The 18076-nt window shown below is 63.5% G+C and carries 16 protein-coding genes; 6 read left to right on the top strand and 10 right to left on the bottom strand.

The window, feature by feature from the left end; genetic code table 11:
- Positions 1–366: 366 nt before the first annotated feature.
- The gene (locus tag ABZ382_RS04990; RefSeq protein WP_357084249.1) at positions 367–1632 is read right to left on the bottom strand and encodes a hypothetical protein; all 1266 of its coding nucleotides are present in this window, start codon (positions 1630–1632) and stop codon (positions 367–369) included.
- Between the two features lie 552 nt (positions 1633–2184).
- On the opposite strand from ABZ382_RS04990, the gene ABZ382_RS04985 reads away from it, so the two are divergent.
- The 5 genes from ABZ382_RS04985 (at position 2185) to ABZ382_RS04965 (ending at position 9338) form a co-directional block, all read left to right on the top strand.
- A complete protein-coding gene (locus ABZ382_RS04985; protein WP_357084246.1) occupies positions 2185–2793 on the top strand; it encodes a hypothetical protein in 609 nt (202 codons plus the stop codon).
- Positions 2794–3757: 964 nt separating this feature from the next.
- Positions 3758–3991, top strand: a complete 234-nt coding sequence (locus ABZ382_RS04980) for a hypothetical protein (RefSeq protein WP_357084244.1) — start codon at positions 3758–3760, stop codon at positions 3989–3991.
- Between the two features lie 1638 nt (positions 3992–5629).
- Positions 5630–6799 carry an LAGLIDADG family homing endonuclease gene (locus ABZ382_RS04975; protein WP_357084241.1) on the top strand — a complete coding sequence of 390 codons (1170 nt, stop codon included), beginning with the start codon at positions 5630–5632 and terminating at the stop codon, positions 6797–6799.
- 565 nt (positions 6800–7364) lie between these two features.
- A complete protein-coding gene (locus tag ABZ382_RS04970) occupies positions 7365–8147 on the top strand; it encodes a pentapeptide repeat-containing protein (RefSeq protein ID WP_357084238.1) in 783 nt (260 codons plus the stop codon).
- A 1017-nt stretch (positions 8148–9164) separates the two neighbouring features.
- On the top strand, positions 9165–9338 hold the full coding sequence (locus ABZ382_RS04965) for a hypothetical protein (RefSeq protein WP_357084236.1): 174 nt from the start codon (positions 9165–9167) through the stop codon (positions 9336–9338).
- A gap of 225 nt (positions 9339–9563) precedes the next feature.
- On the opposite strand, the gene ABZ382_RS04960 is transcribed toward ABZ382_RS04965, so the two are convergent.
- The 9 genes from ABZ382_RS04960 to ABZ382_RS04920 form a co-directional block, all read right to left on the bottom strand.
- Entirely contained in the window at positions 9564–10331 is a 768-nt protein-coding gene (locus tag ABZ382_RS04960; RefSeq protein ID WP_357084234.1) for a class I SAM-dependent methyltransferase, read from the bottom strand.
- Positions 10328–11041 (bottom strand): PIG-L deacetylase family protein, encoded by a 714-nt coding sequence (locus tag ABZ382_RS04955; protein ID WP_357084232.1) that lies wholly within the window; start codon positions 11039–11041, stop codon positions 10328–10330. Before ABZ382_RS04955 ends, ABZ382_RS04960 begins: the two co-directional genes overlap by 4 nt.
- Positions 11038–12018 (bottom strand): UDP-glucose 4-epimerase GalE, encoded by a 981-nt coding sequence (gene galE / locus ABZ382_RS04950; RefSeq protein ID WP_357084230.1) that lies wholly within the window; start codon positions 12016–12018, stop codon positions 11038–11040. Before galE ends, ABZ382_RS04955 begins: the two co-directional genes overlap by 4 nt.
- 16 nt (positions 12019–12034) lie before the next feature.
- Positions 12035–12916 carry an SUMF1/EgtB/PvdO family nonheme iron enzyme gene (locus ABZ382_RS04945; protein ID WP_357084228.1) on the bottom strand — a complete coding sequence of 294 codons (882 nt, stop codon included), beginning with the start codon at positions 12914–12916 and terminating at the stop codon, positions 12035–12037.
- A 1-nt stretch (position 12917) separates the two neighbouring features.
- Positions 12918–13196: a hypothetical protein gene (locus tag ABZ382_RS04940; RefSeq protein ID WP_357084225.1), complete on the bottom strand. Its 279-nt coding sequence runs from the start codon at positions 13194–13196 to the stop codon at positions 12918–12920.
- Positions 13196–14137 carry an NAD-dependent epimerase/dehydratase family protein gene (locus tag ABZ382_RS04935; RefSeq protein ID WP_357084222.1) on the bottom strand — a complete coding sequence of 314 codons (942 nt, stop codon included), beginning with the start codon at positions 14135–14137 and terminating at the stop codon, positions 13196–13198. The genes ABZ382_RS04940 and ABZ382_RS04935 overlap by 1 nt, the downstream gene beginning before the upstream one ends.
- A 55-nt stretch (positions 14138–14192) precedes the next feature.
- Positions 14193–15443 (bottom strand): nucleotide sugar dehydrogenase, encoded by a 1251-nt coding sequence (locus tag ABZ382_RS04930; RefSeq protein WP_357084220.1) that lies wholly within the window; start codon positions 15441–15443, stop codon positions 14193–14195.
- Positions 15416–15958: a DUF4254 domain-containing protein gene (locus ABZ382_RS04925; RefSeq protein WP_357084217.1), complete on the bottom strand. Its 543-nt coding sequence runs from the start codon at positions 15956–15958 to the stop codon at positions 15416–15418. The genes ABZ382_RS04930 and ABZ382_RS04925 overlap by 28 nt, the downstream gene beginning before the upstream one ends.
- Positions 15959–16032: 74 nt before the next feature.
- Positions 16033–16497 (bottom strand): DNA-directed RNA polymerase subunit beta, encoded by a 465-nt coding sequence (locus ABZ382_RS04920; protein ID WP_357084214.1) that lies wholly within the window; start codon positions 16495–16497, stop codon positions 16033–16035.
- Between the two features lie 258 nt (positions 16498–16755).
- On the opposite strand from ABZ382_RS04920, the gene ABZ382_RS04915 reads away from it, so the two are divergent.
- Positions 16756–18072 carry a helix-turn-helix transcriptional regulator gene (locus ABZ382_RS04915; RefSeq protein ID WP_357084211.1) on the top strand — a complete coding sequence of 439 codons (1317 nt, stop codon included), beginning with the start codon at positions 16756–16758 and terminating at the stop codon, positions 18070–18072.
- The last annotated feature ends 4 nt before the right edge of the window (positions 18073–18076 follow it).

The raw sequence follows: 18076 nt of genomic DNA, 5'->3' as shown, positions 1-18076 counted from the left end.
TGGGTGCACAACGGGAGACAACGGTCCAACCAAACCGTTGCCCGATGGCACTTTTCACCTTGGCCTGCTCGACCTACCACCGACTGATCCGACTGCGACCTCGAGGAGCCATAACAGCGAGATCGCGGTGGCCAATCGGTGGCCACACGGCATTCGCGGCGACGAACAACGCCTGGCCGCCGCAGACCACGGCGAATAGGCCCGGCGTGTGTGACGTGCGCAAACGATCTAGGTGTGAAACTGGGGGTCAAGTGGTCGCAGGTTCAAATCCTGTCAGCCCGACAAAGAAATCCCCTCCGACCTCGGTCGGAGGGGATTTCTCATTCCCAGCCGATGGCCCGAATTCGAGCCGATCTCACAGAAACCTCACATTTTCGATCGCTCGCCGCGGGCCCACCGTTCGAGGACGTCGCGGTTGTCGGGCGCTGTCTCCGGGATGTCGATGTAGTGAGCTTTGGCGACTGCCTCGGTGTTGCCGAGTTGCCGCGCCGCTCGCTCGGGGTCGCCGTAGGCGTTGTCGACTTCCGTGCCGACACCGCGGCGGAACGTGCGCGGCGTGACCCAGGAATAGTTGTCGCCGCGCGCGGCCCGCCAGCTGCGCCCGAAGTTGTTGGGGTTGCGCAGCGCGCCGGTGCGTGCAGGAAAGAGCACGCGGTGCGGATTCGGATTGCCGGTCACCTCCAGATCCTTCAGCGCCTCACGGCACGCCTGCACGGAATGCTCCGGCAGCAGCAACCGGCGCCAGCCGTGCACCGACTTCGGAAACGGCTTGCGCACCCATCCGCCGGTCCCCGAACCCTTCACCTCGACAAGGGTTCCCGTGACATCGAGGTATGGGACCGTAGCATCCAGATGGATGTCGTCCAGCCCCACCGCGAAGACCTCGTGCGGACGCAGCCCGGTACCGCAGATCAGGTCCACCACCCACACCACCGACCAGTCACGTGCCGGCCCCGAGGTATACGCCGGCGTACCAGGAATCGCCTCTCCGGCCGCCCACGCACGCACCTGAGCCCTGAAACCGGGCAAGGCATCCTGATCCAGCACCTTCCCGCGAGCAGGCGCGCTACGGCGAGTGAAGGGGCTGACGCCATCGATCGGATTGGTATCCACGGCGCCATGCCGCACCGCGATCTGCATCATCGCACGCAGGATAATCTTGTGCTGCTTCGCCTTACGGCGCAGCCCGAGCGCCACCAGACGTTTGAGATGACGATCGAGCTCACCAGCCGTGGCTTGCCACACCTGCAGTTTTCCAATCGAGTTCTCAATCTTGATGGTCGCCGGATCCGCACGCTTGTCTTTCGACCTGTAGATCTCACGCCGGTAGTCCTCGACATTGCCTTCTGTGTAGGCGTCATCAGTTTGGAGCTCCGCGAGCAATTCGGCCGCGAGATCGATCAGCTTGGTGCTGCGAGTGATGCGCTGATACCCCAACTGTTCTTGATAGTCGCGCATCGCCTCGGCAAGACGGTTACTTGCGTCGTCCGCACTGCGGCCCAGACGCTCCAGCTGCTTCGGCCCCGACGCTCCGTAGAACCGAACAGTGGTGCGCCAGCGCCCGTTCTGCTGCTTCTTCGGTCTCGTCGGTAGCCCGAATGTACCTACAGGTTTCGGGATCCGACCTCCCACGTTTCACCTCCGCAATTTGAGATCGGTAGCCACAGATAGCCCCGATCGACCCTTGGATCGAGTCGGCTACGCAACGCCACACTTGAAAGGCCGCAGGAACGTGCTGGAAGTCCCTGCTACCCAACGAAACCGACCTACTCAGGTTCGCAACAGCCCGGGAAGAAGGCAACGAACTAAAGGTCGCTACATGATTGCTAATGGCAGGCTCGCAGCCACCTTGATGCCCGAGAGGTGAAGCCTCCTCTGCATCACATCCGTCTCTCGATCGTCGCACTGAGGGCGCCTTGAGCCAATCACTTCACCAGCCTGTGATCGGCGGCATCGTTCATTCCCGTCTGTCGCAGCCGCCGCGCCGGGCTCCCCCGCCAACGCATCATGATCAGAGAGGGCTCGCCGATGACGCGACCTATCCGAACCATCAGTCCCACTCGACAAGCACCGCACCGAGGTGTTCGATGGAGCAAGCCATCGCATCACCGGGAACCAGCAGAGGCGCTGTTGCGCGGCGACCGTCAACAGCGCGGCGCAACTGCACCCGGACGGGACGTCACCGTGGGAATCGACATCACGTGTCCGACTTGCAGCCGCCACGACCAGGTTCAGAGCGTTCCTGCCGTTCAAGCCTCAGGCACGTCGATAGTCCGCGGGATCGACGTCCACTCAGGAATCGGTGTCAGCTCTGCAGGTTTGATTCCAGTCATCGGCTCTGCCGCCGTCGAGCGAGTCGAGTCGACCCGCCTCGCGCAGTATCTTGCCCCGGCCCCTAGCCGACGTACCGCTGGCAAGCTGGTCGTCCTCGGCATCCTCTTGATCGTGCCTGCCCTCTTCTATCTCCTGTTCAGCTTCATCGCTCTTGGCGAGCCCGAAGCTACTTCGTCCCTGCCCTGGTTCATCGGCGCGAACACGGGATTCATCCTGGCGCTGGCCACACCTTCGATCCTCCTATTCGTGACCGCGTCACGCCGAACTCGCCGCAACCACCAGATTGTTCGCGGGCTTCCCTTCGCTCAAAGTGTTTGGCGAGCTGGCCACTACTGTCACCGCTGTGGCTCCTGCTTCTGGCCCTACCAGCCGGCACCTGGCGTCCCGGTAGGGCATCCCGTATCGCTGAATCAGTTTCAGGGGATCGTTTGGAACGCAGGTGGTTACGCGAACGTCTAACGGATAGAACCCTAGCGTTCACCAAATCAACGGCTAGCGCATCGAGCCGGTGCAGACAAGAAGAGGCTTCCCGTCCGTGCCGGACTGTCGGCCTGATGCTGTAGCGTCTCGACTCGGACTTGATCAAGTCATTCAACACGATGCGATCAGGGCCGATTACCCACAGAAGAGCCCTGCCGGTTGGCCACCACTTCAGTCACGGTGACCGCTATTCACCCGGCAGGGCTCTTCGTGCGTCCTGAGCACTCGTCGCCGTTGCGATCTCGTTGGGCCGGTACCGCAAGCCGCCGACCCATACAACCTCGCCAGCGTTCAGGGGCTTCGGTCGGCAGGAGGTGGAGGATCGATTCGACTCCTGCACCAAGGTCACCAGCTTCGAGGCGAACCGTCACGTGGACGCCGGAATCGCACTTCTAACCGGCCATGCCTGGACCCTCCAGATGTGTCTGCTACCCGCCGCTCCTGGTCCAGGCCGAATCTCTGCGGCAGCCAGAAGGTGGACCTGCCTACGGCGTCGCCCGCTGAGGAAGCGGTACCTGACTCACGCGCAGGTCGTGCGGCACACGGCGCGGTCGGTTCCGACCCCGGAATTCCTCGGCAAGAAGCTCCGGATGGTGCTCGCCGGCTTCCTGCGTGCCCCCAGTCGGGTTCGAACCGAAACTGTGCGGATTTTGAGGTGGCCTCTCTCGACGTTGGAATTCGTTAGATAGCGTTGGTACGCAAGAGGATCTGGCCACTGAGCGGGAGATGGCTCGGTTGCACCATTGGTGGGATCGAGCTGCGATCGGGGCCGCTGCGGCTGGTTGCGGACCCTGCGGTTGATGTCGTCGTAGATCGCACTCGATTGTAGGGGCCGATGCCAGTTACCCACGGAGGCCATGGGTTTGGGGAATCTATGTCACGAAGTTCACAAGCCTGGCTAGCGTGGTACTGGCCGGTTCTGGGTTTGAGCGGAGGAAATCCTATGGGGTACTTCGATGGCTACATCAAGTACGGCGATCTCGCGATCCAGGCAACGATGGAGGAGGCTCGCTACGTTCTTGACCGTACCCGGCGCGCGCTCGACACTGGGCAAACAGAGTTGGTCGTGTTCGGCGGTGAGCAGCAAGGCGGTGTCCGCGCAATCACCGTCGGACCCGGTATACCTATCTACTTCAGATTCGAGCCAGGTACCGACCTGGGCCAAGGACCGCGGTAACACATACCTATGGCCCGTTGGTCTTGACGAGGGCAGATCAGATAACAAGGCCCCGATGAGCCGTTGGATCTGCTGGTGCCTTCGAAGATGTCGAGGATCTCGCAACCAATTTCGTTCACATGCACGAAGATTGTCGAACCATGCTCCGAGCTGGGTATCGGACTCTCGTGACTTCTGCCCAGTTCTGTCGCGTTCCGGGACCGCGACGGCCTGAAGACGGCCTGGCCGCGGAGCATAGCTCGTGCTTGTTGTCGGCTGGAGAATGGCGACGGCTTTGTGGCGCTATCCGCTGACCAGACAGTGGAGTACCCAGTCCGCGAGTGCGCGTGTAACTCCGGCGCAGAAGCCTCCCAGCACCACTCGGGTCCACGCCTTCCTCTCGGTGTCAGCGCTGACTTTCCCGTTGTAATGCTTGGCCATAGTCTTCCTCCTTCGTGACCTCGCTGGTCGAAGGCCATGACATCCAGACTGCGGGTGTCGGTACACCACTTGGACAACTCTGGGCAAAGCTGGACGAGGATTGACATCCGGTCCGGAAAAGCTCCACGAAGGTTGCGAGCCTGCGAAGCTTGAACTTGACATCACTTGACGGAAACGCAGGAGAACATGGTTGGTATCCCACTGCCGGGGGAGAGCCAGTTACCGCCGGGTGCTACGCGCCAACTGGTTGTGTACTTGCATGAGCTGTATGCAGCAGCCGGGAAGCCTTCTCTTCGCGAGATCAGCGTGTGGATTCGAGATCAGCACGACCTCCCTGGCACACTGAGCCACCAAGGAGTCAGCGATGCCCTTCAGGGTCGGACTGTTCCTCGGTGGAGCAATCTTGAGTCCCTGGTGCGAGTGTTCGCCCAGAACCGGAGGATTGGGGACAGCGATGTCGAGGCATCAGTCGCGCGAGTTCACGGCTTGTGGCTGGCGGCGTCCAGTCTGCCTGTCGAACTGACGTCAGCGAGACCAGAGGAACCTACTCGCCGGGAGGAAAGTCGTGGCGAGACGATCGAATTGGGGCTCCCAGACAGGGTTGCACCGCCAACCTCAAGGCAGGAACTACTGACTCTGTTGTCCTGGGCGTATGTGGTCTCTGGGGCAACCATGACCGACATCGCGGAACGCATTGGGGTCCGGCGGTCGGAAGTCGTTGCCGTTATCGGCATTGGACCGCGCTATTTCCCCAGTCATGAGTTGTTCATGGACATCGTGCGAGATCTTGTCGATTCCCGACATCATGCGAATTGGTCGGTTGCGTGGCGGAATGTCGGTGGGCCCCGGTGAACGATCAAAGGAGGCTGTGTCAAGGGTGGGCGGGTGCCCATCGGCGTAGCTGACGCGTAGCGACCTCGAGCCGCCACTGTGCGGGTTTTAAGCTAGCCAATCTCGACGCTTGCGGTCGTTGGCTGGGTACGGGTTCTGTCGAATCGGCTTCCCGACTTGGGAAATCGTTCCGCGGCATCGCTGGTCGTCGCTGGCTCCGCGTAGAAGTACTACGCAGCAGCTGCGGACTGATCTCAACATCGACGGATCGCCGTTCGCACACCTACTGGCACACACGTTCGCTTGTCAGTGGTAGCTGAGATGCTGGGCAACAGGCAGTCCGGTTACTGGAGAAGTGAATGGTTGAACGTGGTGGAGGTAAGACAAGTGAGCCCGACGAACCTTTGCGTGGTGGGCTCGACGTGGGTTCACACGAACGAGGGGGCCCGGCAGGTGAAGGGGCTCATCGACATTCCGTTCGCGGCCATCGTGGACGGCAAACTCTACGCGACCTTCTCTCGCGGATTCTTCAAGACGGGCACCAAGGACGTCGTAAAACTGCGAACCTCTGAGGGTTACGAGGTACGACTGACTGCCGGCCACAAGGTTCTGACGTACACCCCGAAGTCGAGCCGCTATGCAACAGACGATCAATATGAGTGGTGCCCAGCCGGTGATCTCAAGCGGGGTACCCTCGTTCGCCTGAGTGACAACCAGGGCGCCAGCTGGGGCGGTCGTGGCACGGAGGGACAGGGCTACGTGCTCGGCAACCTTGTTGGTGACGGAACCTTCCATATCCGCGAGAACGGAGGCTATGGCGCCGTCGCCTATTGGGACACCGATCCTGGCTTCGAGCCGGTGCGTGACTACCTCCACGAGCAGGTGATGAAGCTCGGCACGCGCGCCGACTTCAAAGGCTGGGGTCGCGTGCCCAAGAGCGACCAATACCGCTTGAAGACTGCGGGCATCCGCGACCTCGCCGCAGAGTTCAACATCACCGCTGGCCACAAGACCGTCACGCCCGTTGTTGAGCGCGCGTCGTCTGACTTCTACCGGGGCTTTCTACGCGCCCTGTTCGATGCAGATGGCCATATCGAGGGTGCTTCCACTGCTGGCGGCGTGAGCATTCGGCTTACGTCCATCGACCTCCCTGCTCTCCATGCGGTTCAGCGAATGCTCGCTCGCCTGGGCATCCGGTCCTCTATCCGGAATCTCAAGGACGAGAGAGTCCATGATTGGGGTGACCGCGGCGGAAAATACACCTCGCGCCGTAGCTACCGTTTGATCATCACCGGAGCAAGTGCGGAGCGCCATATGGAGGCGGTGGGCTTCCTGAACTCGGCAAAGACGGCGAAGTGGGTGACCCTCACGAGCAGCATGCGCCGGGGCTTCTACTGGAAGCCGTACACGGCGACTGTGGCTAGCGTCGAGCCTGACGGGCATGAGGATGTCTACGACGTGGCTGTGGCCGACGTGCACGCCTTCGACGGCAACGGCTTCATGCTCCACAACTGCGGCGAGATCGCGCTCGGCCTCGGGTTGTCTAGCCGCCCATGATTGCTCGTCCCCCTCATCCTCAGATCAGCCGAGCCGCACTGGCTGGAGTGGACTGCGCGGCGGACGAGGCGGGCCGCAGAAGCCCCTGTCTATGCGACCTCTTTGTCCCGAACGCTGCTAGTGGCTTCCGGGGTGGCCTGAGCGGTGCCTCTGAACTGCGGGGAGGTGCTGGGCGGTCCTGTCGGTACTGCCGCGTCTCGGACGTCCTGCTGCTTTCCCGCTGCCTGACGGCAGGCGCTGCAATGCCGAATGCCGTGCATGGCCATCAGCCCGGCAGGGTCACGGAGAGCCCAAGCTCCGACCACATCCCCGGTCATGCGCCTCCAGTTCTCACTGGAGGTGGAAGATGGGCGACGTGAGCTCTCCGCAGAACCGGCAAGCCCCACGGCGCAAGATCCCTATGCGCACAACCCGATTGAGAAACCCTCGTCCTGCGCGCCGTCGGCCACCAGCAAGAACGTTGAAGCGGCCGCGACCGATCTCGAAGCGACCGCGGCGCATCGCAAGTGTCAAGCCGAAGCAGAGGAGCCGCTTCAGCCGTGCGAGGACACGCACACTCGCCGTGTTGACCTGGGACGGTTGGCTGAAACTTGGTGCGATCGCAGCAGCGGTCGGTGTTCTTGGGGGCCTGTGGTTTACAGCTCACTCGTTCGAGTTTGCTGGCAAACAGGTCGAGATCGCTAACAGACAGGCCGGGGTCGCAGAACAGACTGAGATCACAACAAGGTTTTCGAAGGCGGTCGAGCAACTGGGCAGCCAGACCATAGATGTTCGACTCGGCGGCATTTACTCGCTCGAGCGTTTGACGCGAGATTCGGATCCAGACCGTTCCACTATCCTTGACGTCCTGACCTCGTTCGTGCGCAGCCATGCACCAAACGGCAAATCATGCACACGAGAAGTATCCCCAAGGCCAAGCCCCGATGTTCAGGCTGCGCTGACAGTCATTAGCCGCCGAAGCGTTGACACATACCCGCTCGATCTCTCAGGGGCCTGCCTTCGCGGAGCCAGCTTGATGCGTGCAAACCTTCGACTAACTTGGTTCTATCTGACGGACCTGACGGATGCCCAGTTGGAGGCAGCGGACCTGCAGGACACCACCTTCATCGGATCCGACTTGAGCAACACCCACTTGGAAGGCGCGGATCTGGGGCGCGCACGACTCGCCTACTCGAACCTCGATGGCGCCAAGATGGCCGGACTAGGAGTGCGCCGCGGGGAGGATTTCACCAGGCCGACAACCCTAGATGACGCGTATATCGAGGAATGTCACTACGACAAGGACACGGCTTGGCCTAGCGGCTTTCCCCAACCGCCGCAAGGACTTGGGAGCCACAGAACAGGATGATGAGACATCGGATAGCTGAGGTTCCCCCACTTCCTTGGAAGGCTCTGACGGATCGGATGCCGGTGTGCGAGTGGGATACTTAGATCGCGATCTGCGGAGCGCATTGACATGCCGCCGCATACCGCGCTGTCCGAACCGGCCAGGCGCGGCCGAGTCTTGGCGACTTCTCTTTCCCCGCTTCCTCATACAGGCGGCTCTCAGTGGAGGGAGGGCGTGTCAAGGGTGCCGTAGGCATCGCGGAGCGACGCGACGTAGGAGCGCCCTTTACTCGTCCGAGTGGAGCGAGACCATGGGCCGATGAGGAGGCAGGGACGGCTGAACGGGAGCGTGGTCCGGTCCTTCGCGCCGAACTCCCGAAATCGTTGCGCGGATGGCTGTTCGAGGAGTCGGGGCGAGTGGCCGGACGGTCGTGGCCGACGCGCCGGCGCCGCAGCGAGAGCCCGCAGCGAGGACGCCGCGGCGTGGCGGCGGCGGCCGGTAGGCCGCCGCATTTGATCCTGTATGGCGGAATTCGGCAGTGGAATGCGATGCAAAACGCTGGCGTGCGGATGGAGCTGGGGGCTGTGGGCTGTCGCTAGCTTTGGGTTCCCGGATCGCTCGTGCATTCGAGCCTGCGGACTCCGGTGGTCGGAATGTTGATTGCCACCGCAGAGGGACCGCCGCGCTCCCAGTTGTGGGGCCACCGACGATAGCGCAGGAGTCGAATGGGAAGCTGCCCAGATCCAGGTTGCGAAGCGCACAGGACGGCGAGAAGCGTGGGTTCGCCTGTCGCACATTTATGAGCGATTTCTCCGCCTTGCGTGGACGCTTCTGTCAGCTACACTAACTTTCGATTTGTGAACTGGCGCAACGTGTGTCGGTGATTTGGGGGGCTTGAGTATGGCTGCACAGGATCAGAGTCCTGCTAGGAGGATCGCTAGTCTCGGGGTTGTCGTGCTGTTGGTCGGCGCGCTGTTCTTGGGGCTCAGTTTCGCTGCGGCCCATAATGCGCAGCATCCGCGCTGTGATGGTCATCAGATGTCCTCGGGTGATACGTGTCTGTCGTCGCGTTCGGGCGCGCAGAGCCGTGACCAACGCGCCGCGTCTGCCGCGTCGGACGTCAATTGGATGCGGCCGCTGGGCTTGATCCTGATCGTCGGCGGGCTGGTGGCGGCCGGTGGTGGCATGGCCGCCGCCACGAGCCGCCGCTGAACCCGCGCGCAGTCGATAGCACCGGTCGCCACTGTGCGACCCCGGTGAGATTCTCCGCCTGTCTTCGAGGTGCCGCCCTAGTAGGACACGGAAAGAGCTGGGAATCAGTCGGATTCGAACAGAACCGGGAGACCCCGGTTTGTGGCCCGTGCAGGATTCTGTGCGGTCCACCCGGCCGTCGACCCCTTCCGAGCACGCCGGCCCGCCATCGACACCCGCGGTCGGCTAACAGCGCGTCAGCGTCGCCAGGTAGCGTGCCCCGTCGCGCTGGACCGCGCCGAGATTCCAATCGGTGTTGGCCACCACTTGTTGAAGATCCGGCACTGATAGGAGCCATAGGTCAAACCACACTGTGGCCCGGATGCCGTGCCGGATCCGGAGGCGCATTTGCCCACCGACGCGCCCGGACTCGAAATTGCGTTTGTAGTAGGCCAGGTGTGTAGGGTTCAAAGAGAGGTAGGGGTCCGTTGAGATCCCGAAGATTCGCGCACTCGGTGAGGTGACCGAAGCCGCCGCTATGAGGAATGCTCTTGCGGTGCTCGGACCCTGGAGGAATCCCAGGTTGCCGCCGAGCATGAGCACGCTGTCGAAGGTTTCCTGCTGGGGTGGAAGGTCGAAGATAGTTCCGAGGACGATGTTTTGAACGCCTCGCCGTCGGCAGACTTGGACAGCGAGGGGCGAGTTGTAAACGGCCAGAACTGATTGGTTGCGTTGTTGGAGGGTGAGTGTCGCGCGGCCCGCTCCGGCACCCAAGTCGAGGACGCGTCCGCTGGCGCTGTCGATGGCAACCTTTTCCAGCTCAGGCCAGTCGGAATACTCGGCGAAATAGCGGGCGATGGGGTGGACGCCAACGAACCCGTCGTCGCGTTCTGCGACCTCGAAGGCGTTGCCGTGTTCGAGTTCCTCGAGCAGAGCGGTCCCGAAGGCATCGCCGATTTCTACACGGTCGGTCATCATTGTGGATTTGCCTCCTGAGTACTGGCGGACGGTCATGTGCGCCAGCGGGCGCAGTAGTACGCCTCCGCGAACGACGTCCCGCATTGCGCGCCACGGACAGCGGCCATGCCCCGCAGCGCGGCTTCGGACCGGGTATGCGGTTCGTCGCGCCATTGGCTGGCATGGACCCGAAGCCCGGCGATCTTGCGGTCGAGGTCATCGGTGGTCAGCTCGACGAAGAAGTTTCGAGGCGCGACGACCGCTTGTTTGGTCCAGGTGTCGCCCACTTCCTCGTACATCAGCGCGAGGGCGGGTTGGCGGCGATGCGTGTCCGGACCAGGGCGCAGCGCGGTGACGGAGGCCGCGCCGACAGCCGCGTGGTCCTGGTTGTAGCTCCCTGGATCGGGAAATGCGATCACTGTCGGTGCGAGCGTGGACAGCGAGAGGGGATGGTCGCCGCGCTCGATAAGGTCGATCAGATCAGCTTGTGCCATGGCATCGAGCCGGAGATTGTAGGCAGCGCCGGGCAAAGCGAGATGGCTGCCATCCACTGGCCAAAACGTATGTGCTGCCTGCACTTCGTGCCGCCGCTGCTGCGCGGTGGACCGACCTGCCGGGGAGAAGTCGCGAATGTCGGCAATGGTCAGCCATAAGACGAAGACCTCACCGCCTTCGCGGATGACCCGGCTGATGAGACCGCCACAACCGATCGCCTCGTCGTCGGGATGCGGCGCGATGATCAGAACCCGCTGCTGGGACCAATTCACAGCGTGCTCGTCCTGTACGCCGCCCACGCGTCACCGATGATGTCCGCCAGGTCCGGCCTCTGCGGCTTCCAGCCCAGCACCCTGGCGGCTTTGTCGGATGTCGCGACCGAAACGATGGCGTCGCCGGGGCGCCGCCCCGCCTCAACAACCGGGAACCGGCTGCCGGTGACTTGTTGGACGGTGTTGATCACTTCTCGGTTGGTGTAACCGTTACCGTTGCCCAGATTGAACACCTCGTACCGGCCAGGGCGAATGTCGTTGAGCGCGGCCAGGTGCGCGCCAGCGAGGTCGGACACGTGAATGTAGTCACGGACGCAGGTACCGTCCGGTGTCTCGCTGTAGTCGGTGCCGTAGAGGGTGAACGAGTCACGGTCGCCCGCAGCGCATTGCAGCAGGATCGGAATCAGGTGGGTTTCAGGGTCGTGGCGTTCGGCGAGCCACCGTCCCTCACCCGTGCGTACTGCTCCGGCAGCGTTGAAATAGCGCAGCACCGCAGCCCCCAGCGGTGTCCCGGGGCGTCCGCATTCGCCGGCAATCATCATGTCGATCGAGTACTTCGTCACCGCATACGGATTCTGCGGCACGATCAGAGACTCTTCGGTGAACGGCGGCACCCCCGAGTACAGGCTCCCCGTCGAGGAGAACACCAGTCGCGGTGTGCCCGCGGCTCGGATTGCGTCGAACAGGGCGAGCGTTCCTCGGATGTTGTTGTCCCAGAATCGTTCCGGGTGGGCGACGGATTCCGCGACCTCGATCTTCGCGGCGAAATGGAGCACCGCGTCGAATCCTGCTTCGGGGGTGAGGACCTGGTCGATGTTGTGCAGCGGTATCTGTTCGAGCCGTGCCGCAGCCGGGATGTTGTCGGCATACCCGGATGACAGGTCGTCGAGCACCACCACATCGTGGCCCGCGTCGATGAGTTGGTGCGCGACGACCGAGCCGATGTAGCCAGCACCGCCAGTGACAAGTACCTGCATGACAAACCCCTTTGTGTTATCGGTCGGATGAAGCGTCGGCTGCACACCGGAAGCCCAGATCGAAACAGCTGTACCAAGGTACGCACGCCATGCGCTCTGTGGTGCGAATCTGCCAGCGCAGGTGCTTCCAACTGCCACCGCGCACCACGCGATAGCGGTGGAGACTAGCAGCGGCGAACGCCGGGTCGTAGGTTCTAGCCGGGTCGTAGAAGGTGTAGCTGCTGGCCGTCCATTCGCTGACATTGCCGGCCATGTCTGTGACCCCGAACAGTGAATCACCCGCGGGGTAGAAGGTCCCGACCTCCGTGGTCGCGGGAGCCGAACAGTGGTGGGCGTAGCGGTCCTGCCACCACGACTGCCAGCACCCGAAGGTCTGAACCGGTGCTTCTGCCCAGTGGTCGGCACAGTTGACGCGGTGGGGGCGCCATTGGTGGCCCCACGGATACGGGGACCAGAGTTCGCCGTGCGCGGCGTATTCCCACTCGACTTCGGTGGGAAGCCGCTTGCCAGCCCAGCAGGCGTATGCGGTCGCGTCGGTGTGGTCGACGTGGAGCACAGGGTGCTCTGGTCGGTCAGCGAGCGCGTCGATGCCGGGCGCTGGGAACCGCCAGCAGATGCCAGGCTCGACCTGCCAATACGTCTGGCCGTAGATCAGCCCATACCCCTGCTGTTCGGGGCCGGTCACGTAGCCGGTCGCGTCCACGAATTCGGCGAATGCCGCATTCGTCACTGGCGTCCGGTCGATGCGGAACGCCGCGACGTCGCACAGGTGTTGTGGTGCTTCGTCTTCGAACCATTCCCGCCCATAGCTCTGGCGCGTGGCGAGTTCGTCGAGGTGGTGTTCCGGCGCACCGATCTCGACCTGCGCGGCAGGGATATCGACCATGTCTTCGAGCACCTCAGCCTCCCATCAGAGCGGCGATGATCTGGAGTTCGCCGCCGCGGGGATCGATGGTGGTTTCGAGTCCGCGCAGTGTGCGAACCTCAATCTGGTTGAGGGTCACCAGAGCCCACGGCGCGATTTCGCCGTCGGGGGTGCTGTAGCGCTTGCTCAGGTCCGGGTACCGGTCGGTGAACCATGCGAGAGCCTCCCGGACCGTCAATGCATCACAGGTCAGCTCCGAGAGCGGGGTGACGCTATTCCAGCTCGGCGGCACCACGAACCTCACGGTGGCCATCACCGCACCGCGGTCTCAGCGTGGATGATCGGCGACATCCAGTCCAGCGTGCGTTCGATGCCGGTTTCCAGGCTCGTGCTCGCTGCCCAGGACAGGGCCTGGGCAGCGAGCTCAGTATCGGGTTGCCGCCGGTGCGTATCGCCGACACGGCCCGGTACGATCTGCACTCGCCCGCTGCCCGCGATCTGAACAACCAGCTCCCCCAGCGCGGCGATCGAGACCTCGCAGGCGGGGTTGCCGAGGTTGACCGGCCCGAACGAATCTGAGCCCATCATCGCCGCCACGCCGTCGATGAAATCGTCGACGTAGCAAAAGGACCGGGTTTGATCGCCTGCAGCGACCTCGAGAGTTCCGCCGCGCAGGGCACTCGCGCAGAACGAGGACACCACACGGCCGTCGTCGGGCCACATGTTCGGGCCGTAGACGTTGAACGGCCGCACGATTCCGACGTTGGTGCCCTCGCGCGAGTGTGCCGCGGCCGCGGCTTCGAGTACCCGTTTGCCTTCGGTGTAGGCACTGAACGCTCCGACGGGGTCGCAGTTGCCGCGATAGGTCTCGTTCTGCGGATGCTCGAGCGGGTCACCGTAGATCTCCGAACTCGACGCGCACACCACGCGGGCGCCGGTGCGGGCAGCGAGGTCCAGAACGTTGAGCGTGCCGACCGAGCAGGCGCGGATGGTGTCCAGCGGCATCTTGGTGTTGGCTTTCGGGCTGGCCGGACAGGCCAGGTGCACGACGTGTGTGAGCCCGTCGAGTTCGACGAGCGCGCCAGGGGCCGTGATATCGGTGGCGCGCAGCGTGAACCGCGAGTTGTCCATGAGATCGGCAATGTTGTCCGCCCGGCCGGTCGACCAGTTGTCCACCGCCGTGACATCGCTGCCGGTCTTGAGCAGGTACCGGCACAGGTGGGATCCAATGAATCCCGCGCCGCCGGTGATCAAGATCTTCTGAGCGGGCATGATTTCTCTCCTCTGGTTGTTCGAAACCTGTTGGTGTTCAAAGGTGTTCGATATTGGGTCCGGGTTCCAACACGCCACATGCGTCGAATACGTACCGCGCACAGCGCAAGAGATCGGGGTCGAGGTCGCGGTGGGCGACGAGCACGGCGACCGCTGCGGCCTGGGTCACCAGTTCCGGTGTGAGCTCGGCCAGCGCACCGACCTCGGCCGCGAACGGGTCGACAACGATCACCTCAGTACCGGTGAGGCGCAGTTCCGTAGCGACCTTCAGGGCACATGAGTTCCGCAGATCTGCGATATCGGGTTTGTAGGTGGCCCCGATCACGACGATCAGCGCCGCGCCAGTGGGGACGGTGCCGCTGCGCCCAGTCAAGCCGGTGATGATCCGGTCGGCCACATAGCGGGGTTGATCCCGGTTGACCTGTGCCGCTGCTTCGATCAGCGGCGACGGATACCCCGCAGTCCGCAGGCACCACGTCAGGTAGGCGGTGTCCGCGGGCAAGCAGTGGCCCCCGGCACCGGCTCCCGGCCGGAATGGCATGAAGCCGTACGGCTTCGTTGCTGCCAGGTCCAGCGCCGCCCAGACCGATACCCCCAATGCGGCCGCGTCGCGGGCGAGTTCGTTGACGAAGGAGATGTTGAGCAGCCGGAAGGCATTCTCGGCGAGCTTCGCGAACTCCGCGGTGCGGATATCGGGTGCTGGGACGACGGTATCGACCAGGTCGCACCAGAATTCGACAACCGCGCCCAGCGATTCGGCGTCGATCCCGGCTGCAACCTTCGGCAAGTGCACGACGCTGTCGAAGCCGGTCCCCGGATTCAGCCGTTCCGGCGCGTAGCCGAGCTGGAAGTCACGCCCTGCCTTCAAGCCGGACGACACTTCCAGAGCCGGTGCGACGACATCGGTTGTTGTGCCCGGATACGTTGTGGATTCGAGGATTACCAGGCACCGCGGCCGCAGGTGCACCGCGAGGGTCTTGGCCGCCGCCTCTACGCAGCTCAAGTCCGGACGTTCATCGATGGCTGGGGTCGGGACGGCGATCAGCGCGACGTCGAAGCCCTTCAACGCATCCGGATCGCCGGTCGGCAGGTACCGGCCCGAGCGCAACGCCTCGCGCAGCTGCACCGAGGACACATCCGCGACATAGGAATCACCGTGTTCGAGCCGGAGAACCCGGTCGGGATCGGTGTCGAACCCGACTACCGAATGACCAGCCCGGACCGCCAGCATCGCCGCCGGTAGTCCAACAAATCCCTGCCCTACAACGGCAACTCGACGAGGGGCCATTGTGGTTCTCCTGACTTGCGCTCTAGAGGGCTTCGCTGGAATCGGTGGTCGATGCTCCCGGGCAGCGGTGGTTGTCCGTTCACGGCTTCTTCGACCAGGTCAGACCACTCGGTAGCCAAAAGGCCCAGCGCGTGCCATTCGGCGTGCACCCGGCTTTCGTCGGATTCGCGAAACAGCGCCGCAATCGCCTTCAGATGGGCCACGGCCATCCGGTCGACCGCCTGTCCCAACGACTGACTGCACTCAGCGGAGTGCGGGGCGCACCGGGCAACCCAACCGTCGATGCTGGCGATCAATGCGCGCCTCGCACCGTCGAGAATGGCCGCGGCCGCATGGTCTTGCCGTGTCGTGTGAAGTTCGGCCAGCCTCCGCGCGCACCGGGTAACCGGATGTGCGTCCGGATCATCGCCGATATGTCCGCAGAACGCCGCGAACAACTCATGCCAATCCGGCAGTGCACGACGGCCGGCACCGACCATCAACGGACGACTCGGCGAATAGGCTTGAACACCCATGACCTCCAACCCCTTCGCTCTCCGAGGGCGGCTTGTCTTTGTGGTCCCTTGCGTTGCAGCGCAAAGTTTCGGAATCAGACGGACGCGAGACCCTGGCGTATGCCTGATCTGACGGACGTGAGGACCACCAGCCCGGACGGCCGGAAGGTGCCCTGAGGAGACTGGACCCAACGCCGGAATCCGGTTTGGTGGTCCGCCGGAGATGGCAAGGCGATCTCACCGCCCGTGCGAATCACTGAGACGTTGCAGCGGAACAACTCCGCGAACAACTCCATGTCGTCGGGCAAATCCGGCCGGATGAGATATGCCCACCGCTGCGATCGGGGGTGCGAGACAGTCGGGCCGAGCGCCTGATTCCTGCGCTGCATGTCGGTCTTGACGTACTGGCCCAACGCCGCGGGCATCGTCATCGCCCACACCAGCCCCGCCTGCACGACGATCCGACCGACCGCCGGATTTACTCCTGCGGGCAGCCCGCACTGCTGCCGATAGAACCGGCAGCACTCCAGTGCTTCCGTGACAGCCGGTCGCTGCTCCATGGTGGTGACCCCTTATATCGCGTCGAAAGACTTGTGTCGCACCCGGGCCCGGGCCCTATGCCCCGGCTTCGCGGTCCTTTCCCGCGTAGCCGATGACCGATAACCGAGATCAGGCGACTGCGAGCCAGGCCCGAGTGCATGTTCGAGTCTGTGTCCCCGCCCGCCCCGACCGGTATATGTTGAGTCCGGACGAAAAACTGTCCGCATCACCAAGGCTTGTTGGCGCTGAACGGATTCCGGGCGATCGAGAGGGCAGTGATGCCACAGCAACCGCGAGAATTGACCGCCGTGGAGTCGGCGCGGCAATCCTTCGGAGCCGAACTGCGACATTGGCGAAAGCTGCGCAACCTGTCGCCCGCCAAGCTCGGCGCGATCACCAACGACAGCGGCTCGCTGATCGAAAAGGTAGAGAAGGCTACGCGCCGCCCGACTCGCGACTTCGCGCAGCGCATGGACCAGGCCCTCGACACCGGCGGGGTGCTGGAGCGGATGTGGATGAAAATGAATCAGCCTGCCTGGCAGGATGATTCAGCCGACCCCCTGGTACCCGATGGGCCGGAACAGGGGTGGGTCGGATTCGGCGAATTCAATCCGGTCATCGAATGGTTCGCCGCCGCGCGCGCACCCGAGTTCGTCGGCATTGGCCGCCGCCGCATCGGGGCCGCGGATTTGGAGATCATGTGGTCGATGTGCGGGGTGCTGACCAAAGCGGACCGCCACCTCGGCGGAGGCTACGCCCGAGCCACTCTGCTGCAATTCATCAATGCCACTGTCGGGCCCGCACTGCGCGGCTCCTACACCACCAGCACCGGCAAACAACTGTTCACCGCCGCCGCCCGGCTGCTCAACCTCGCCGGGTTCATGCTGTTCGACACCGCCAACCAGGGCCGCGCACAGCAATACTTCCGCCGCGCCCTTCAGCTCGCCAAGGATGGCGATAACCACGCCCTCGGCGCGCACATCCTCACCGACATGGCCATGCAGGCTCACTACGTCGGCCACCCTGCCGAAGCGGTCGCGATCGGCGAAGCAGCCGTAGCGACCGCCTACCAAACCGGGTCGCCGTCCACCGCAGCACGAAGCAACGCGCTGCTCGCCCGCGCACACGCTCTCCATGGCGACCGCATCGCCAGCGACAGAGCGATCGGCGCCGCACAAGTCCACCTCGATCGCGCGCGCCCCGCCGACGAACCCGAATGGATCCGCTTCTTCACCGAACGCCAGCTCGCCGCCGAATCCATCTACGCCGCCCACGACAGCGGCCAGGCCGCGGAGGTCCGCGCCAACGCCCCCTTCGTGCTGGCCGACTCAGTCGGCATGGAACGCCGCCACGTCCTCGCCGCCGCGACCTTCGCTGGGAGTTTCCTGATCGCAGGCCCCCACACCGACGGTGTCGACGTCGAGAAGGCGTGCGAGGTACTCACCGACGCCCTGCCCGCCGCGTGCGGGCTCACCAGCTCCCGCAGCATCGAAGCCATCAACGTCGTTCGCCGCCAACTCGCCCCGTATGCTGACCTGCCGTGCGTTCAGGATCTCGAACAGCGATACCACCAAACCGTGTCGATGATCGGATAGCCCA

It is taken from the genome of Nocardia sp. NPDC005825 (assembly GCF_040630175.1).
Taxonomy (GTDB): Bacteria; Actinomycetota; Actinomycetes; order Mycobacteriales; family Mycobacteriaceae; genus Nocardia.
The sequence above is the reverse complement of the archived record's forward strand: the minus strand, read 5'-3'. Positions and strand labels throughout refer to the sequence as shown.

Coding starts and splice junctions, on each gene's coding strand:
- ABZ382_RS04965 (WP_357084236.1), top strand. CDS start 9,165: ATGTCCTCGGGTGATACGTGTCTGTCGTCGCGTTCGGGCGCGCAGAGC.
- ABZ382_RS04925 (WP_357084217.1), bottom strand. CDS start 15,958: ATGGGTGTTCAAGCCTATTCGCCGAGTCGTCCGTTGATGGTCGGTGCC.
- ABZ382_RS04940 (WP_357084225.1), bottom strand. CDS start 13,196: ATGGCCACCGTGAGGTTCGTGGTGCCGCCGAGCTGGAATAGCGTCACC.
- ABZ382_RS04915 (WP_357084211.1), top strand. CDS start 16,756: ATGCCACAGCAACCGCGAGAATTGACCGCCGTGGAGTCGGCGCGGCAA.
- ABZ382_RS04930 (WP_357084220.1), bottom strand. CDS start 15,443: ATGGCCCCTCGTCGAGTTGCCGTTGTAGGGCAGGGATTTGTTGGACTA.
- galE (WP_357084230.1), bottom strand. CDS start 12,018: ATGCAGGTACTTGTCACTGGCGGTGCTGGCTACATCGGCTCGGTCGTC.
- ABZ382_RS04960 (WP_357084234.1), bottom strand. CDS start 10,331: ATGACCGTCCGCCAGTACTCAGGAGGCAAATCCACAATGATGACCGAC.
- ABZ382_RS04980 (WP_357084244.1), top strand. CDS start 3,758: ATGGGGTACTTCGATGGCTACATCAAGTACGGCGATCTCGCGATCCAG.
- ABZ382_RS04920 (WP_357084214.1), bottom strand. CDS start 16,497: ATGGAGCAGCGACCGGCTGTCACGGAAGCACTGGAGTGCTGCCGGTTC.